Source organism: Arthrobacter sp. SAFR-044, from assembly GCF_059414985.1.
Map to the genome: position 1 here is coordinate 56,197 of NZ_JBPFDN010000004.1, position 16,743 is coordinate 72,939.

General features: G+C 66.9%; 15 protein-coding genes and 1 riboswitch. Of the genes, 14 read left to right on the top strand and 1 reads right to left on the bottom strand.

Annotated features, from left to right (window positions below; all coding sequences use genetic code 11):
* Positions 1-3: 3 nt before the first annotated feature.
* Genes ACR65J_RS07615 through ndk form a run of 3 tightly spaced genes read left to right on the top strand, consistent with a single transcriptional unit; the run spans position 4 to position 2,297 of the window.
* A complete protein-coding gene (locus tag ACR65J_RS07615; RefSeq protein ID WP_440167512.1) occupies positions 4-1,362 on the top strand; it encodes a bifunctional folylpolyglutamate synthase/dihydrofolate synthase in 1,359 nt (452 codons plus the stop codon).
* A gap of 2 nt (positions 1,363-1,364) precedes the next feature.
* Entirely contained in the window at positions 1,365-1,829 is a 465-nt protein-coding gene (locus tag ACR65J_RS07620) for a DUF4233 domain-containing protein (RefSeq protein ID WP_440167514.1), read from the top strand.
* 51 nt (positions 1,830-1,880) lie between these two features.
* Positions 1,881-2,297, top strand: coding sequence for a nucleoside-diphosphate kinase (gene ndk, locus ACR65J_RS07625; protein WP_440167516.1), 417 nt, complete (start codon positions 1,881-1,883; stop codon positions 2,295-2,297).
* Between the two features lie 155 nt (positions 2,298-2,452).
* On the opposite strand, the gene ACR65J_RS07630 is transcribed toward ndk, so the two are convergent.
* The gene (locus ACR65J_RS07630) at positions 2,453-3,121 is read right to left on the bottom strand and encodes a vitamin K epoxide reductase family protein (protein WP_440167517.1); all 669 of its coding nucleotides are present in this window, start codon (positions 3,119-3,121) and stop codon (positions 2,453-2,455) included.
* A gap of 438 nt (positions 3,122-3,559) precedes the next feature.
* On the opposite strand from ACR65J_RS07630, the gene ACR65J_RS07635 reads away from it, so the two are divergent.
* The 11 genes from ACR65J_RS07635 to rsfS all read left to right on the top strand — a co-directional run bounded on the left by ACR65J_RS07635 (position 3,560) and on the right by rsfS (position 16,626).
* On the top strand, positions 3,560-7,036 hold the full coding sequence (locus tag ACR65J_RS07635; RefSeq protein WP_440167519.1) for an Rne/Rng family ribonuclease: 3,477 nt from the start codon (positions 3,560-3,562) through the stop codon (positions 7,034-7,036).
* Between the two features lie 141 nt (positions 7,037-7,177).
* Positions 7,178-7,275: riboswitch (TPP riboswitch) on the top strand.
* Between the two features lie 7 nt (positions 7,276-7,282).
* A complete protein-coding gene (gene thiD, locus ACR65J_RS07640; protein WP_440167994.1) occupies positions 7,283-8,803 on the top strand; it encodes a bifunctional hydroxymethylpyrimidine kinase/phosphomethylpyrimidine kinase in 1,521 nt (506 codons plus the stop codon).
* Between the two features lie 262 nt (positions 8,804-9,065).
* Entirely contained in the window at positions 9,066-9,374 is a 309-nt protein-coding gene (gene rplU / locus ACR65J_RS07645; protein WP_003803420.1) for a 50S ribosomal protein L21, read from the top strand.
* Between the two features lie 61 nt (positions 9,375-9,435).
* Positions 9,436-9,699, top strand: coding sequence for a 50S ribosomal protein L27 (gene rpmA / locus ACR65J_RS07650; RefSeq protein ID WP_009372867.1), 264 nt, complete (start codon positions 9,436-9,438; stop codon positions 9,697-9,699).
* Between the two features lie 117 nt (positions 9,700-9,816).
* Entirely contained in the window at positions 9,817-11,406 is a 1,590-nt protein-coding gene (gene obgE, locus ACR65J_RS07655; protein ID WP_440167520.1) for a GTPase ObgE, read from the top strand.
* On the top strand, positions 11,396-12,547 hold the full coding sequence (proB, locus tag ACR65J_RS07660; RefSeq protein ID WP_440167521.1) for a glutamate 5-kinase: 1,152 nt from the start codon (positions 11,396-11,398) through the stop codon (positions 12,545-12,547). The genes obgE and proB overlap by 11 nt, the downstream gene beginning before the upstream one ends.
* 26 nt (positions 12,548-12,573) lie before the next feature.
* Positions 12,574-13,944: a glutamate-5-semialdehyde dehydrogenase gene (locus ACR65J_RS07665; protein ID WP_440167523.1), complete on the top strand. Its 1,371-nt coding sequence runs from the start codon at positions 12,574-12,576 to the stop codon at positions 13,942-13,944.
* A 78-nt stretch (positions 13,945-14,022) separates the two neighbouring features.
* The gene (locus ACR65J_RS07670; RefSeq protein WP_440167525.1) at positions 14,023-14,262 is read left to right on the top strand and encodes a hypothetical protein; all 240 of its coding nucleotides are present in this window, start codon (positions 14,023-14,025) and stop codon (positions 14,260-14,262) included.
* Between the two features lies 1 nt (position 14,263).
* The gene (gene nadD, locus ACR65J_RS07675) at positions 14,264-14,932 is read left to right on the top strand and encodes a nicotinate-nucleotide adenylyltransferase (RefSeq protein WP_440167996.1); all 669 of its coding nucleotides are present in this window, start codon (positions 14,264-14,266) and stop codon (positions 14,930-14,932) included.
* A gap of 7 nt (positions 14,933-14,939) precedes the next feature.
* Positions 14,940-16,181 (top strand): hypothetical protein, encoded by a 1,242-nt coding sequence (locus ACR65J_RS07680; RefSeq protein WP_440167527.1) that lies wholly within the window; start codon positions 14,940-14,942, stop codon positions 16,179-16,181.
* Between the two features lie 43 nt (positions 16,182-16,224).
* Complete coding sequence (gene rsfS / locus ACR65J_RS07685; RefSeq protein ID WP_440167528.1) at positions 16,225-16,626, top strand: ribosome silencing factor; 402 nt, start codon at positions 16,225-16,227, stop codon at positions 16,624-16,626.
* Positions 16,627-16,743: the final 117 nt, after the last annotated feature.

Consider the following 16,743-nt stretch of genomic DNA (forward strand, 5'->3'; position numbering starts at 1 on the left):
GACATGACCGACGAATTTTCCGTGGAAAGCGTCTATGCCGAACTGTTGGGCCGGGCGCCGGAAAACAAGATGGAGCCCCGCCTGGCGCCGCTGTTCCGCGCCATGGACGTACTCGGCGAGCCCAACAAGGCGTACCCGATCATCCACGTCACCGGAACCAACGGCAAGACGTCCACCTCGCGGATGATCGAATCCGTACTCCGCGCCCACGGCCTGAGCACCGGCCGCTACACCAGCCCGCACCTGTCCAAGGTCACCGAACGGATCAGCATCGACGGCCACCCGGTGTCGGACGAAACGTTCGTCAGGATCTGGGACGAAATCCGGCCCTACCTGCAGATCGTCGATTCGGAGCTGGAGGCTGAGGGCCAGCCGCGGCTCACCTACTTCGAGTGCCTGACCATCCTGGGCTTCGCCATCTTCGCCGACCAGCCCGTCAACGTGGCCATCATCGAGGTAGGCCTGGGCGGTATCACCGATGCCACCAACGTGGGTGACGGCCAGGTGTCCGTGGTGACGCCGATTTCGCTGGACCACACCGACCTGCTGGGTGACACCACGGAGGACATCGCCTACGAAAAGGCCGGCATCATCAAGCCCGGTGGCTACCTCATCAGTGCAGCGCAGCCCCTGGACGCGGCCCAGGTGCTGCTGGAGAAGGCCAAGGAAGTGGGCGTGCCGTTCCGCTTCGAGGGCGTGGAGTTCGGCGTCGAGTCACGGACCGTGGCCGTTGGCGGGCAGATGGTCACCATCCAGGGCATAGCCGGCCGCTACCCGGACCTGCTGGTGCCGCTGCACGGCGCGCACCAGGCACAGAACGCCGCCGTGGCGGTGGCCGCGCTGGAGGCGTTCTTCGGCGGGGAGAAGGAACTCGACTTCGAGGTCCTGCAGGAAGGCTTCGCCGCGGTGACATCACCGGGCCGCCTGGAAGTGGTGCGTACCGCGCCCACCATCATCGTGGACGCGGCCCACAACCCCGACGGCATCAAAGCCTCCGCTGAGGCGCTGCAGGAGGCGTTCACCTTCACGCGCCTGGTTCCCGTGGTGGGCGTGCTCAAGGAAAAGGACGCGGAGGAGATCCTCCGCGGGCTCAAGGAATCCCTCGGGGGCGTGGCCGAGGAATACTGCTTCACGCAGTCCAACTCACCCCGGGCCGTTCCGGCAGCCGAACTGGCAGAACTCGCCATCGACCTGGGCTTCGGCGAGGACAACATCCATGTCGCCGAGAAGCTGGACGACGCCCTTGAATGGGCGGTGGAGCGGGCTGAAGCGAACGAGGACCTGTCCGGGGCCGTGCTGGTCACCGGATCGATCACCCTGGTGGCCGAGGCACGGATCCTGCTCGGAAAAACGGAGGCGTGACCATGGCGAGACTCACAAAAGCGCAGCGGGAATGGCGCCCCGGCATGCCGAAGAAGCGCCGCTCCACCAAGGTGATGTTTGCCTCCACGGTGCTGCTCCTGGAAGCATTCGTCATGTTCTTTGCCACCCTGGTGGTGTTCGGGTTGCGCCGTGGGGAGTTCCCGCCCGCCCTGATCCTCGGCGTGGGCATTGCCCTCAGTGTGGTCATGATCTTCGCCTGCGCAGTCCTCAACAAACCCTGGGGCATTGGCCTCGGCTGGATCCTGCAGCTCGTCCTGGTCCTCACCGGCATTTTCGAGCCCGCAATGTTCCTGGTGGGCGCGCTCTTTGCGGTGGCCTGGTGGTACGGGATCCGCACTGGCATCCGGCTGGACCGGGAAGCGGCGCAGCGCGAACGCGAGCAGGCCGAATGGGAAGCCACCCACCCGGACCAGGCTGCCGGTCCCGCACAGCCCCAATCCCCGTAAGCCAGTCCCCGTAGACTTGTCCCGAAACCCCACCAACGCATTGGAGCAGTTGTGACTACAGAGCGCACCCTCGTCCTGATCAAGCCCGACGGCGTCGCCCGTAACCTGACCGGCGCCATCCTGGCCCGGGTTGAAGCCAAGGGCTACAGCCTTGTTGAGCTGAAGAAGGTCGACGCCACCCGCGAGCTGCTGGAGCAGCACTACGAGGAGCACGTGGGCAAGCCGTTCTACGAGCCCCTGGTGGAATTCATGCTCAGCGGGCCCGTGGTGGCGGCCATCTTCGAAGGCCACCGCGTCATCGAAGGCTTCCGTTCGCTGGCAGGCACCACGGACCCCACGACGGCGGCTCCGGGCACCATCCGCGGCGATTTCGGCCGGGACTGGGGCCTGAAGGTGCAGCAGAACCTGGTGCATGGCTCCGACTCCACGGATTCGGCGGACCGCGAGATCAAGATCTGGTTCCAGTAATCACGGTTTGCCCGGCGCACTTGCCGTGAAGTGCAGGTGCTGCGGCGAAGGCTAAAAGCCCCGCGAGATGACAGATAAGGCCAATGTTCCTCGTGAACATTGGCCTTATCTGTCATCTCGCGCAGGGGGCGCTGGGGACTGGGGGAGCGGTGGGCCTAGAACCCCGAGGTTCCTGCGAAGACCTGGATGAACGCGAAGAAGATGGTGGCGATCACGGCCACATACAGCAGCGCTGTGATGATCCAACCGGAATCACCCAGGACGCGGGCCGCCCCTGCGGGCATGGGAATAACCCCGGTCGAGATGTTCCGGATGGTGGTCCACACGAAGAGCGGGATCATTGCCGCCCAAACGATCATGCAGAACGGGCACAGGATGTGGATGGCGTACAGGGCCTGGGACCACAGCCAGACGACGAACGCGAAGCCGAGCGTGACCCCCAACTGCAGTCCCAGCCAGTACCAGCGGGCAAAGGTCGCCCCGGAAAGCAGGGCCATCCCCACCGTTATGGTGATGGCGAAGGCCACGATGCCGATGAACATGTTGGGGAAGCCGAACAGCGAGCTTTGCCAGGTCTGCATCACCTGGCCGCAGGAGATCCAGGGGTTCACATCGCACACGGTGGTGTGGTTCGGGTCCTTCAGCACTTCGAGCTTCTCCAGGACGAGCGTCCCGGAGGCAAGCCAGCCTACGATTCCGGTGATGACCAGCAGCCAGCCAAAGGGCCGGTTCCGGGCCATGCGCGGAATGCTTCCGGCGGCACTGGCCTTCGGGTCGGTGGCCCGTTGCTGTTCATGGGCGCTGACGGGGGAGATGCTGGGCATGGGTGTTGCGTCCTTTTCGTCCGGTGCTCCTGTGCCTGATTGTAACGCCGGCGGCTGGGGCCACCACACAGCAATGGGAAGACCAACGCCCGCTTCCGCGGCGATCCCGCGCGGGTATGAGAGAATGAACGTGGCTGGAAGCCGATCCACATTCGGACTCCGGTCCGGTGGTTTGTTCCCAAGACCGCCAATGATGAGCAGGGCAGGCTTCGGATTCTTCCGGCACACCCGCCACTCCATTGGGCGGCACCTGGTTGTGGCACGCAGAACAACGGGTTTTCAGAACATCCGCCGGCTCCCACGGGCTGCCGCACCCCAATGACGGTGCGAACCTGGGAGTATCCACTTGACTTCTGTCAATGCCTGCGGGTGTTGACAATATGTGCCTCAATGGGTGCCGGATGTGGCGGTACGTCAGGGGCAGGAGTGTTGCCACATATGGACAATGATCAGGAACTGGCCGTTAACGATGAAGCAGCGGTTGCCGGGGCTGCTGAACGCAAGAGGGCTCCAAGAACCCGCCGCAAAGCGTCTCCCGGGACCGGGGATGCCCCGGCGGATGCCGTAACCACCGCTCCGGACGCTGCAGGCTCCAACCTCGGCGGAGACGCCCCGGCTGGAGGAACGGCAACTGGAGGAACCGCCACTGACGAAGCCATCACGGAAGAAACCGCCACAGCGCCCAAGGCTCCCGCGCGGCGCACCCGGGCGCGGAAGAAAGCGGACGCAACGGAACCGCTGCCCGCCTTCGCTGCTGAGGCGGAGCAGGTTGCCCCTGCCACTGCATCGGACGCGGCTGCTGAAATCACCGCCGCCGTTCCTGCCCCGGACACCACGGCAGATTCCGAAACCAAGCCCGTTCGCCGTCGTCGGGTAGCCACCCGCAAGGCTGCATCCCCGGTCTCCGCATCCGAAGCGGATTCCGCTGTTACCGCTGAAGTGGCGCCGGAACCAGTCGAGCCCGAATCAGTTGTGGCGGAACCGGTGGTGCCCGAGGCCACAGCGGTCGATGCCGCAGCGCAGGGCGCGGAGCAGGCGCAGGAACCGGCAACACAGGAACCTGCAGGTGCACCGGAAGCCTCCGCCGCCCAGGAGCCCGCCGTTACACCCGAAGCCGCCGCTCCAGCTGAGTCCGCAACGCAGGCACAGGCCCCCGAAGCCCCAGGAACGAAGGACGGGGAGCCCGCCACAGCGGCCAGCCCCTTCGGCTCCCTCTTCCTGGAACCCGCGTCCCCCACATCAGTGCTCTTCCAGGCACCGGACCTCACTACTGTTGTCCGGCCTGCCGCCCCCGTCGCCGAGGAGCCTGACGAGGAGGAAACCGAAGACGGCGAGGATTCGGCCAGCCGCCGCCGGCGCCGCAGCCGTGGCCGGAGGGGCCGCAGCCGCACCGGCGACAGGACCGAAGAGGACAACGAGGACGGCAGCGCCGAAGCTGACGCCGAGGACGAAGCCGATGAGGACGCCACCGGCCAGCTGGAGGACGGCGTGACCTCCCGCCGCCGCCGTCGTCGCCGCCGCGGAGACCAGGACCTAGAGCTCACGGGCGGCGGGGATGATGATCCGCCCAACACGGTGACCAGGGTCCGTGCGCCGCGCGCCGTCACTGAAGCACCCGTGAGCAACCGCGTGACCAGCGTTAAGGGTTCCACCCGCCTGGAGGCAAAGAAGCAGCGCCGCCGCGAATCCCGCGATACCGGCCGCCGCCGCACCGTCATTACCGAGGCTGAGTTCCTGGCGCGCCGTGAGTCCGTCGACCGGCAGATGATCGTCCGCCAGCGGGACGACAGAATCCAGATCGCCGTCCTCGAGGACGGCGTCCTGGCCGAGCACTTCGTGTCCAAGACCCAGCAGGATTCGCTGATCGGCAACGTGTACCTGGGCAAGGTCCAGAACGTGCTGCCGTCCATGGAAGCCGCGTTCGTTGACATCGGGCGCGGCCGCAACGCCGTCCTGTACGCCGGCGAGGTCAACTGGGAAGCGGTCAACCTCGAGGGGAAGCAGCGCCGCATCGAAAACGCGCTGAAATCCGGTGACACCGTCCTGGTCCAGGTGACCAAGGACCCCGTGGGCCACAAGGGCGCCCGCCTCACCAGCCAGATCTCGCTGCCCGGCCGTTACCTGGTGTACGTCCCCGGCGGTTCCATGACCGGCATCTCCCGCAAGCTGCCCGACGTCGAACGCAACCGGCTCAAGCGCATCCTCAAGGACCGCCTGCCCGAGCACGCCGGCGTTATCGTCCGCACCGCTGCGGAGGGCGCTTCCGAGGAAGAGCTGACGCACGACATCAACCGGCTCCGCGCCCAATGGGAGGGCATCGAAAGCCAGTCCGCGTCCACCAAGATCCTGGCTCCCGAGCTGCTCTACGGTGAACCCGATCTCACCATCAAGGTGGTCCGCGACGTCTTCAACGAGGACTTCTCCAAGCTCATCGTGTCCGGCGAGGAAGCCTGGGACACCATCGAAGCCTACGTCACCTACGTGGCACCGGACCTTGTGGGCCGCCTTGAGAAGTGGACCAAGGACCAGGACATCTTCTCCGCGTGGCGCATCGACGAGCAGATCCACAAGGCCCTTGAGCGGAAGGTCTTCCTCCCCTCCGGCGGTTCGCTGGTGATCGACCGTACCGAGGCGATGACCGTAGTGGACGTCAACACGGGCAAGTTCACCGGCAGCGGCGGCAACCTCGAGGAAACCGTCACCAAGAACAACCTCGAAGCCGCCGAGGAAGTGGTGCGCCAGCTGAGGCTGCGCGATATTGGCGGGATCATCGTGATCGACTTCATCGACATGGTGCTCGAATCCAACCGCGACCTGGTCCTGCGCCGCCTGGTGGAGTGCCTGGGCCGTGACCGGACCAAGCACCAGGTTGCCGAAGTGACCTCACTGGGCCTGGTCCAGATGACCCGCAAGCGCATGGGAACCGGCCTGCTGGAAGTATTCGGCGAGCAGTGCGAGGCCTGCGCCGGACGCGGCGTGGTGACCCACGACGATCCCGTGGAGCACCGCCGCGCCAATATCGTGGCCGCCGAGCACCACGTTCAGCGCGCCGACACCCGGCCCGAACCCCGCGCGGAAGCCCGTCCGGAAGGGCAGCGGAACGACAATGCCCAGCCCGGCGTCAGGTCCGAACGCAAGCGGCGGCGGGGACGCGGCGGGCAGCAGCCCGAAGCTGCCCCGGCACCTGCCGTCCACGTCCACACCGTCCAGCCGGACCCCGCCGACGCCGAGCGGCACGCCAAGGCAGAGGCCACCAGGCTTGCACTGGCGAACATCGCCGCCGCCGCCCATGCAGCCCACCTGCATGACGATGAAGTGGCAGCGGCCCGGCAGGTGCCTTCCGTGGAGCCTGCGCCGGCACCCGTTGAAGAGGAGCACGACGCCGATGCCCCGGCACGTCCCGCAGCTGTCCTGACGTTCGGGGGCGAGGAAGTCCCGCTTCCGTTCGTGGAGCACGCCGGGGAACAGCATCCCAAGCCTGCCCTGACCCTGGACCGGCTCGCCGAAGCGTTTGCCCACCTCGGTCAGCCCGCTTCTCCGGTGGAGAACGCGCCTGCCAAGACGGCAGAAGCGGTGCAGGCAGCGGAACCGGTCGCCCCGGAACGGCAGCCTGACGGCGGGGAAGCGGAAGCCCGTGCCGCCGTCGCAGCTGAAGCTCCGGCCGAAAAGGACTACTCGGACCACACGCTGGAGCAGTCCCGGCAACGCCGGCCGCGGCGCCACCGCGGCGCCAGCCGTGCCCAGGGAGCCGCCAACGAGACCGCCGTCCAGCACCACGAGAACGTCCAGGCGGCAGGCACCGGGCACTCGCACGCAGCCAAGGCCCCCGAGCCGGCGAAGAACCAGCCGGAACCGGGCAAGGCGGCCGAGGAACCCATCATCCTCGGCGTGGGCGTGCCCGCCTCGGAGCTCTAGACCAGGCAGGCTAACCAGCAGTCCCCGCTTTGTGGACAGTTCCCCCGAGAATTCGAGGGGGAACTGTCCACAGGGCGGGGACTTTCCACATGCCCGGGCGGTGTCATCCTTTCCGCCGGACGCGGCCTACGGGCTAGGGTGGAAACCGACACGGGGTGCCGCGCAGAAGGCCGGCTGAGATCCAGACCCGTTGAACCTGTCCGGCTAGTACCGGCGAAGGGATGTCTCTTGTCTTCGACCCTTTCCATGCCCCTGTCAGTTGCCCCCGAGGTGCCCGCCACGTTGCCGGCAGGCCGGGACGTCCCGCGCGTCCTCTCCATTGCGGGCTCCGACCCCTCAGGGGGCGCAGGTATCCAGGCCGACCTTAAAAGCATTGCCGCCCACGGCGGATACGGCATGGCTGCCATCACCGCCCTGACGGCACAGAACACCCGAGGTGTGCAGTCCGTCCATGTTCCTCCCGCCGCCTTCCTGGCTGAGCAGCTGGATGCGGTCAGCGACGATATTTCCATCGACGCCGTCAAGATCGGCATGCTGGGGGACGAAGCGGTGATCCGCACTGTCCGCGGGTGGCTGGCCAAGGTGCGTCCCGCCGTCGTGGTCCTCGACCCGGTGATGGTGGCCACCAGCGGAGACCGGCTGCTGAAGGAATCCGCGGAGGCTGCCCTCCGGGAACTGCTCCCGCTGGCCCACCTCATCACCCCTAACCTCCCGGAGCTTGCCATGCTGGTGGGCGGGGAGCCTGCGCAGAGCTGGGCTGCCGCGCTGGACCAGGGGAGGCGCCTTGCGGGTGCCACCGGGGCCACCGTGCTGGTTAAGGGCGGCCACCTTGCAGGTGCCGACTGCCCGGATGCGCTGGTGAACACGGCCGGCCTCCTGTCGCAGGAAGTGGTGGAGGTGCAGGGCAAGCGCATCTCAACCCGCAATAGCCACGGCACCGGCTGCTCCCTGTCCTCCGCCATGGCCACGGTCCAGGCCCGCCTGGGTGACTGGGAGGCATCGCTCCGGACGGTCAAGCCATGGCTGGCCGGCGCCCTTGAAAACTCGGAACAGCTTGAGGTGGGCCAGGGAAACGGCCCGGTGCACCATTTCCACCATGTGCGGCCGGCACTGGCCGAGGGCGGCTTCGCTGCACGGCTGTGGGCGGAAGCCCAGCAGGACCTCGAGGACATCTACGCCTTGGATTTCATCCACGGGCTGGCCTCCGGCGACCTTGCCGAGAAGGACTTCGCTTACTACCTGGCGCAGGATGCCCTTTACCTGAACGGCTACTCCCGGGTCCTTGCCCGGGCGAGTGCCCTGGCCCCCTCCGAGGCCGAGCAGCTGTTCTGGGCCGGATCCTCGCAGCAGTGCCTCGAAGTGGAGTCGGAACTGCACCGCTCCTGGCTCAGCACCCGCCCCGCCCAGGGCGGACTTGGCCCGGTCACCAAGGCCTACGTGGATCACCTCACTGCAGCGTCGGCGTCGGGCAGCTACGCAGTCCTGGCCGCTGCAGTCCTGCCCTGTTTCTGGCTCTACGCGGAGGTCGGTGAAAAGCTGCACGCCCAGTTCCTTGCCTCGGGGGAGCCGGACGGCCACGCCTACGCAGCCTGGCTCCGGACCTACGCCGACGAGGGCTTCGCCGCAGCCACCCGCCGGGCCATCGCCATCGTGGATGCAGCAGGCCTGAAGGCCTCCGACCATGAGAGGGCGGCCATGGTGACCGCGTTCAAGCAGTCCTGCCGGCTGGAAGTGGAATTCTTCGACGCGCCGAGGCTGCATTCCTGACCCGTGCCGGCGGCGCCGCCGGTATCATTGAGGAGCACGGTTGCGGTGCTGCCTGTTGGGTGTGGTTACTACCACAGCCGGGCCGCCGGAACCAGCCTCATTTGCGGCCGTAGATGGATTTAGCGTATTCTGGATCTTCGGTGCTTACGCCAACACTTGGGTTATGACCCCACGGCGTTGAGGCACAGCGAGAATCCCGGCTTTTCCGAGTCGGTTCCGCACGCAAATTTTGTAATAAACGTCGAGAGAAGTGAGTTCCCAAGTGGTGTACGCGATTGTCCGCGCAGGCGGCCGCCAAGAGAAGGTTTCCGTTGGAGACTTCGTTACCCTGAACCGCGTCGCCGGTGGAGCCGGCAGCACCATCGAGCTGCCCGCACTGCTCCTGGTTGATGGTGACAAGGTCACCTCCGCCGCCGCCGACCTGGCCAAGGTAACTGTTACGGCTGAAATCCTCCAGGACCTGCGTGGTCCTAAGATTGTCATCCAGAAGTTCAAGAACAAGACCGGCTACAAGAAGCGCCAGGGTCACCGCCAGGAACTGACCAAGGTCAAGATCACCGGCATCAAGTAACCGCCGGTTACTGTTCAGGTATTTCAACAGATTCCCCAGAATTTAGAGGCAGGCATTTCAGATGGCACATAAAAAGGGCGCGAGCTCCACTCGCAACGGCCGCGATTCCAACGCTCAGTACCTCGGCGTCAAGCGCTTCGGCGGCCAGGTAGTTTCCGCAGGCGAGATCATCGTCCGCCAGCGTGGCACGCACTTCCACCCCGGCGCCGGCGTTGGCCGTGGCGGGGACGACACCCTGTTCGCACTGACCCCGGGCGCCGTTGAATTCGGCACCCGCCGCGGTCGTCGCGTGGTCAACATCGTTGCTGCTGCAGCTGCAGAGTAACAACCAGTTCTGAAGCGGTGGAGCGGGCCTGAGGGTCCGCTCCACTGTTCTTTTAACAGCATTACAATCGATGTGGCGTCTCCGGGCGCCACATAAACAGCACCTGAGGAGATCCACGTGGCCAGCTTTGTAGACCGGGTAGTACTGCATGTATCCGGCGGAACCGGCGGCCACGGTTGTGTCTCCGTCCACCGCGAGAAGTTCAAGCCACTGGGCGGGCCCGACGGCGGCAACGGCGGCAACGGCGGCGACGTGATCCTTCGCGTGGACCACCAGACCACCACCCTCCTTGACTACCACCACGCACCGCACCGGCACGCGAGCAACGGCGGCCCCGGCATGGGCGACTGGCGCGGCGGCAAGAACGGCGAGACCCTGGTCCTGCCAGTGCCGGACGGCACCGTGGTCAAGACCAAGGACGGCGAGGTCCTGGCCGACCTCGTGGGCGAGGGTGCCGAGTTCGTGGCAGCTGCCGGCGGCATGGGGGGACTTGGCAACGCCGCCCTGTCCTCACAGAAGCGCCGTGCTCCAGGCTTCGCGCTGCTCGGCATCGAGGGCGACTCCCGGGACGTCGTCCTGGAGCTTAAGTCCATTGCCGATATCGCGCTGGTGGGCTTCCCGTCCGCCGGCAAGTCCAGCCTCATCGCGGCCATGTCGGCTGCGCGCCCCAAGATCGCCGACTACCCGTTCACCACCCTGGTCCCCAACCTCGGCGTGGTGCAGGCCGGCGAGGTGCGGTTCACCATTGCCGATGTCCCCGGCCTCATCGAAGGTGCCAGCGAGGGACGGGGCCTGGGGCACAACTTCCTCCGCCACGTTGAGCGCTGCGCGGCCCTGGTCCACGTGCTTGACTGCGGCACCTTGGAATCGGACCGTGACCCGCTCACGGACCTCGCCATCATCGAAGGTGAGCTGGAGAAATATGCCGTCGACATGAGTTACGCGGGGCAGGACGGCGAAGTGGTTCCCCTGAACCACCGTCCCCGGCTCGTGGCCCTGAACAAGGTGGACCTGCCCGACGGCAAGGACATGGCGGAATTCGTGCGCCCGGAACTCGAATCGCGTGGCTACCGCGTCTTTGAAGTGTCCGCCACCAGCCATGAGGGCCTCCGGCAGCTCGGCTTCGCCATGGCGGAGATCGTCAAGGCCGCCCGCGACGCCGTGGCGGCCGCCCCGCCCAAGGTGCAGCCTGCCGTGCTGCGCCCGCGTGCCGTCAATGAAGCCGGGTTCAAGATCCGGCGCGAGGAAAAGAACCTGGAGCCGCTGTTCCGCGTCCTGGGCGAAAAGCCTGTGCGCTGGGTCAAGCAAACCGATTTCACCAATGAAGAGGCCATCGGCTACCTCGCGGACCGGCTCGCCCGGCTCGGCGTGGAAACCGAACTGTTCAAGCAGGGAGCCAAGCCGGGTGACACGGTAGTCATCGGCGAGGACGACGGCGTCGTCTTCGACTGGGAGCCCACCATGATGGCAGGGGCTGAGCTCCTGGCCTCACCGCGCGGCACCGACGTCCGGTTCGCCGATATCGGTGACCGCCCCACCCGCAGCCAGAAGCGCGAAGAGCAGCAGGAGCGCCGTGACGCCAAGGCTGCCGCCCGCGCCGAGCTTGAAGCGGAGCGGAAGGCCGGGATCTGGACCGAGTCCGTCAGCGGCCGCCGTGCCGCCCAGCCCGTCAAGGAAAGCGGACTGGAAGCGGACGATGACCTCTAGGGGCACGACTGCGGTACCGGCCGGGCGCGCCGCGGACAGAAGTGCGCTGGCCGGTGCCCGCCGGATCGTGGTCAAGGTGGGCTCCTCCTCGCTGACCAGCATCAAGGGCGGCATCTCCGAGGAATCACTGACCGCCCTGGCCGACGCCCTGGCGGCCAAGCGCAACGCAGGCGCCGAGATCATCCTGGTGTCCTCGGGCGCCATCGCCGCGGGACTGGCTCCGCTGGGGCTGGCAAAACGGCCCCGCGATTTGGCTACGCAGCAGGCCGCGGCCAGCGTGGGCCAGGGGCTCCTGATGGCGCGGTACACCCAGGCCTTCGGTGCGCACGGCGTCACGGTCAGCCAGGTCCTGCTGACGGCCGAGGACCTGATGCGGCGCAGCCAGCACAGCAACGCGCTCCGGGCCATGGACCGGCTGCTCAACCTTGGGGTGGTCCCCGTCGTCAACGAAAACGACACCGTGGCCACCCACGAGATCCGCTTCGGCGACAACGACCGGCTCGCCGCCTTGGTGGCGCACCTGGTGCGCGCCGATGCACTTGTGCTGCTGTCCGACGTCGACTCCCTCTATGACGGCCCGCCCGCCCACGGTGCCAAGCGCATCCCGCTGGTCACCGGCGCGCATGACCTCGAGGGCGTCTCCATCGGCAAAGCAGGCAAGGCAGGCGTGGGCACCGGGGGCATGATGACCAAAGTGGAGGCGGCCAACATGGCGGCAGGATCGGGGATCCACGCCCTGGTGACCTCTACTCCCAACGCTGCCGCCGCCCTGAACGGCGAGGACGTGGGCACGTGGTTCTCCGTTAACGGCTCCCGCAAGCCGGTCCGCCTCCTGTGGCTGGCGCACGTTGCCTCGGTGCAGGGCCGGCTGGTCCTGGACGACGGTGCGGTTCGCGCCGTGCGGCACCACCGCACATCCCTCCTGCCCGCGGGCATCTCCGCCGTGTACGGCGACTTTGAAGCGGGCGACGCCGTCGAGCTGGCGGGAGCCGACGGCACCGTCGTTGCCCGCGGACTGGTGAACTACTCGTCGGAGGAACTGCCGCGGATGCTGGGACGGTCCACGCATGAGCTGGGCGAGGCACTGGGCAGCGGCTATGACCGTGAAGTTGTTCATGTTGACGACCTGGTGCTGGTCTGAGCTGCCGCCTCGCCTAAACTTGGATCATGACTGAAGCCCTGATCCATACTGCTGGAAATTCCGGAACCACTGCTGCCCAGGCGCAGCCGGGTACCTCAGCAGAACCGGTATCGGCCGAGGTGCCCCCTTCCGCTTCCGCTGCCGAGGTGGAGGCGGCCGTCCACGCCATCACGGACCGGTGCCGCCATGCCGCCCGCCGGATGGCCACCGCCAACCGGGCGTGGAAAGACCGTGCCCTCCGCGCCGTCGGTGCCGCCCTGCAGGAGAACGTCCCGGCCATTCTCGCGGCTAACGCGATGGATGTGCAGCGGGGCAAGGCCAACGGCACCTCCGCCGCCCTGCTGGACCGGCTTACCCTCACCGAAACCCGCGTAGCCGGGCTCGTGGCGGCCCTGGAGAACCTGGCCAACCTGCCCGATCCCGTGGGGAATGTGGTCCGCGGCCAGACGCTCCCCAACGGGCTGCGCCTGCGCCAGGTCAACGTGCCCATGGGCGTGGTGGCTGCTATCTACGAGGCACGGCCCAACGTCACCGTTGACATCGCCGGGCTGGCCCTCAAGAGCGGCAACGCCGTCATCCTGCGCGGCGGCAGCGCAGCAGAAGCCACCAACCAGGTGCTGGTGCGGATCCTGCGCGAAGCCCTGGAATCCGTGGGCCTCCCCGCCGACGCAGTCCAGACCGTGGACATGTACGGCCGTGCGGGCGCTGCGGTCCTGATGAAGGCCCGCGGCAGGGTGGATGTACTGATTCCCCGCGGCGGCCGCGACCTGATCCAGACTGTGGTCACCAATTCCGCCGTGCCGGTCATCGAAACGGGGGAGGGAAACGTCCACATCTTCATCGATGAGTCCGCTGACGAGAACATGGCCGTGGAGATCCTGCTCAACGCCAAGACGCAGCGGCCCAGTGTCTGCAACACGGTGGAGACACTGCTGGTCCACTCGGGCTCAACGGTGCTGCCCGCCGTCGCCGCCGCCCTGCGCAACGCCGGCGTCCGCCTGCACGTTGACGGGCGGATCCAGGCCGCGCTGCCCGGCGTCGAAACCGACGCAGCGACCGACACGGACTGGGCTACCGAGTACATGGACCTGGACCTTGCCGTAGCCATGGTGGACAGCCTGGACGAAGCCGTCCAGCACATCCGGACCTGGTCCACCGGGCACACGGAAGCGATCCTCACCAACAGCCTCGCCAACGCAGAACGGTTCATCGCGGAGGTGGATTCTGCGGCGGTGATCGTCAACGCCTCCACCCGGTTTACCGACGGCGGGGAGCTGGGCCTTGGTGCGGAGGTGGGCATCTCCACCCAGAAGCTGCATGCCCGCGGCCCCATGGGCCTGACCGAGCTCACCACCACGAAGTGGATCGTCCAGGGCGAAGGCCAGGTCCGCGGGTAGCAACGCGGTAACATAGACCAGAACCCGGAAAGCAGCGGAAGGTTCCGCTGGCTTTAAATCCTTGAACAAGGGGAGAAAATGCTGCTCCAGCAGATTGCCACGTCCGTCGCCGCCGCAGGCGAATCAGGCCATGAGGAGCTTGCCCCGCTGTGGGCTGAACCGTGGGTCTTCGGCGTGTCCATGTTCGGCATCCTGGTGGTGCTGATGCTCATCGCCTGGTCGTACAACAACCTGGGCAACCGGCACACTGCTACGGAGGAGCACGCGGATCCGCACCGCCAGCACCCCAACAAGCACGATCGCGGGCAGGGCCACTAAGATTTCCCACAACCTGCACCGCAATGGGGCCCGGGGGAGGCTTCGGCTGGGCGTGATGGGCGGGACCTTCGATCCGATCCACCACGGCCACCTTGTAGCGGCCAGCGAAGTCGCAGCGGAGTTCGACCTCGACGAGGTGGTCTTCGTCCCCACCGGGCAGCCATGGCAAAAGTCGCATAAACAGGTCAGCGAACCTGAGCACCGCTACCTGATGACGGTCATTGCCACTGCGTCCAATCCGCGCTTCACCGTGAGCCGTGTCGACGTTGACCGTCCGGGTCCCACTTACACCATCGACACCCTGCGTGACCTGCGGGCACAACGCCCCGACGCCGACCTGTTCTTCATCACCGGCGCGGACGCCCTGGCGCAGATCCTGTCCTGGAAGGACATTGACGAACTGTGGTCGCTCGCCCACTTTGTGGGCGTCACCCGGCCCGGGCACGTCCTTGACGGCATGGGCCGTGACGACGTCAGCCTGCTCGAAGTGCCGGCCATGGCCATCTCGTCGACAGACTGCCGCGTCCGCGTGGCCGCGAACCACCCAGTCTGGTACCTGGTCCCGGACGGGGTGGTCCAGTACATCGCCAAGTACGGCCTGTATTCCGACGCAACCGCAGGCGTGGATGACCCAACGTCCCAAGCACGCGAACCAGCCAGTACTGAATGAGTTCTCAATGAGTCAGGAACAGCCCCCAATCCGCAGCCGCCGGGAACTCCGGAAGGCCAGGGACGCCCACCAGGCCACCCCGCCTGCCGCGGAGCAGCGCCAGCCTGCCGCCGGCCGGCCGGCTCAGAGCGCACCCTCGGGGGACGGTCAGGATCCGGCGGCCCGTCCCGGTCCCGCCGGGGCAGCCGCCCCCGCAGCGCGCCCCCAGGCTGCGGCAGACCCGACGCCCACGCAGCGCTCCTCCCAGATCCGTGCCCGCGACCGTGCCGCCCTGCGCACCATCAAGGAACTTGAGGAAAAGGAAGGGCAGCTTGCTGCCGGCGGGCCACCCACCAGGCGCCAGCTGCGGTTGCAGCAGCTCAAAGAGCAGGCGCTGACTGCTGCCAACCCCATCGTTCCGCCCGCCACTGCTCCGGCACCCAAGGCAGCGCCGTCAAGCGAAGGGACCGCCAGGGCAGGGGAGACGACGGACCGCCCCAAACCGGCTCCCGGCAGCGCCCCGGCGGGCATGACCGTGGAACAGGCCTTGGAGGCGCGCGAACTGATCGCCGCGCAGGCCAGGAATCAAATCGCCAAGATGGAGCACATCGCCTCCCTGGATCCGGAAGCCGTGGATCCGGACATCCTGGCGGAGCAGATTGCCCTCGCCGAACGGGCCGCGGTCATGAACCGCCGCGCCATGGCCCGGCAGAAGCTGGCCGAGCAGGCCGGCACTCCCGCCGGTGGCCAGGGCACGGATTCCGGCGCGCAGGACAAGCCCGGTCCGTCCACTGCCAGCAACCTGGCCATGGTGACGCCGCTGGAGTTCGTGAAGGTCCCCGGCGTGGAGCGGCCGGTTATGAAGCCGCCTGCCACGTCGCATGTCCCGGTCACCACCCGGCCCGGTACCAAGGTTCCCGGCACCAAGGTACCCGGTGCTGGGAAACGGAGGCCTGCCGCCCGTCCCAAGGCGCCAGCCGCGGACCCGGCCACCGGCCGCTCCCAGGTCATCGCGCGTGCCGAGGCCGCTGCCAAAGCCGCCAGCCGTCCCCAACCGGTTTCGCGCCCGGCGGGCCAGTCGGAGGACCTCTTTGAGGATCTTCCCCGGGTTCCTGCGCGGTCCGCGTACGGCCTGGATCCGCTGGATGCCGCCACTGCGGGCCTGACCCGGGCCCGGCGGAACCGCATCCTCCAGTTCTGCATCCTCGCGTTCGGGATTCTGGCCCTCGTCGCCGGCATCATCCTGATCGTCAGCGGCATGTCCCGCTGACCCGCCAGGCCGGCATCAATACTTAACCCAAACAAGGAGTCCCGTGACTGCAACAGAATCGTCCATCGCCATAGCCCGTACGGCTGCAAAAGCCGCGGCTGACAAGATCGCCCAGGACATCGTCGCCATGGATGTGAGCGAACGCCTGGCCCTCGCCGATGTTTTCCTCATCGCATCGGCGCCCAGCGAACGCCAGGTCAACGCCATCGTGGACGGCATCGAGGAAGAACTCGCCAAGCAGGACCTGCGGCCCGTGCGCCGCGAGGGCCGGTCCGGCGGCCGCTGGGTCCTGCTGGATTACGCCGACGTCGTGATCCATGTCCAGCACGAGGAAGACCGCGTGTTCTACGCCTTGGAGCGTCTCTGGAAGGACTGCCCCGTGGTGGACCTGCAGCTCGGCGACGACGCATCCGCCAAAGCCGGTGCCGTTTCCGAGGCCGAATAGACCCCGCGCGGCGGCGAATATTCCCGATTTGGAATTTTCGGAATTGCTGTTCTAAGATATTTGAGTTGCTTCGGGGGGAGACCCTGAAGAAAGCAACGCAGAGCAGCAACAATCCGG

Bases quoted from the DNA above. Each gene is read 5' to 3' on its own strand.
- ACR65J_RS07615 (WP_440167512.1), top strand. From the start codon at position 4: ATGACCGACGAATTTTCCGTGGAAAGCGTCTATGCCGAACTGTTGGGC.
- ACR65J_RS07620 (WP_440167514.1), top strand. From the start codon at position 1,365: ATGGCGAGACTCACAAAAGCGCAGCGGGAATGGCGCCCCGGCATGCCG.
- ACR65J_RS07630 (WP_440167517.1), bottom strand. From the start codon at position 3,121: ATGCCCAGCATCTCCCCCGTCAGCGCCCATGAACAGCAACGGGCCACC.
- ACR65J_RS07635 (WP_440167519.1), top strand. From the start codon at position 3,560: ATGGACAATGATCAGGAACTGGCCGTTAACGATGAAGCAGCGGTTGCC.
- thiD (WP_440167994.1), top strand. From the start codon at position 7,283: ATGCCCCTGTCAGTTGCCCCCGAGGTGCCCGCCACGTTGCCGGCAGGC.
- rpmA (WP_009372867.1), top strand. From the start codon at position 9,436: ATGGCACATAAAAAGGGCGCGAGCTCCACTCGCAACGGCCGCGATTCC.
- proB (WP_440167521.1), top strand. From the start codon at position 11,396: ATGACCTCTAGGGGCACGACTGCGGTACCGGCCGGGCGCGCCGCGGAC.
- ACR65J_RS07665 (WP_440167523.1), top strand. From the start codon at position 12,574: ATGACTGAAGCCCTGATCCATACTGCTGGAAATTCCGGAACCACTGCT.
- ACR65J_RS07670 (WP_440167525.1), top strand. From the start codon at position 14,023: ATGCTGCTCCAGCAGATTGCCACGTCCGTCGCCGCCGCAGGCGAATCA.
- ACR65J_RS07680 (WP_440167527.1), top strand. From the start codon at position 14,940: ATGAGTCAGGAACAGCCCCCAATCCGCAGCCGCCGGGAACTCCGGAAG.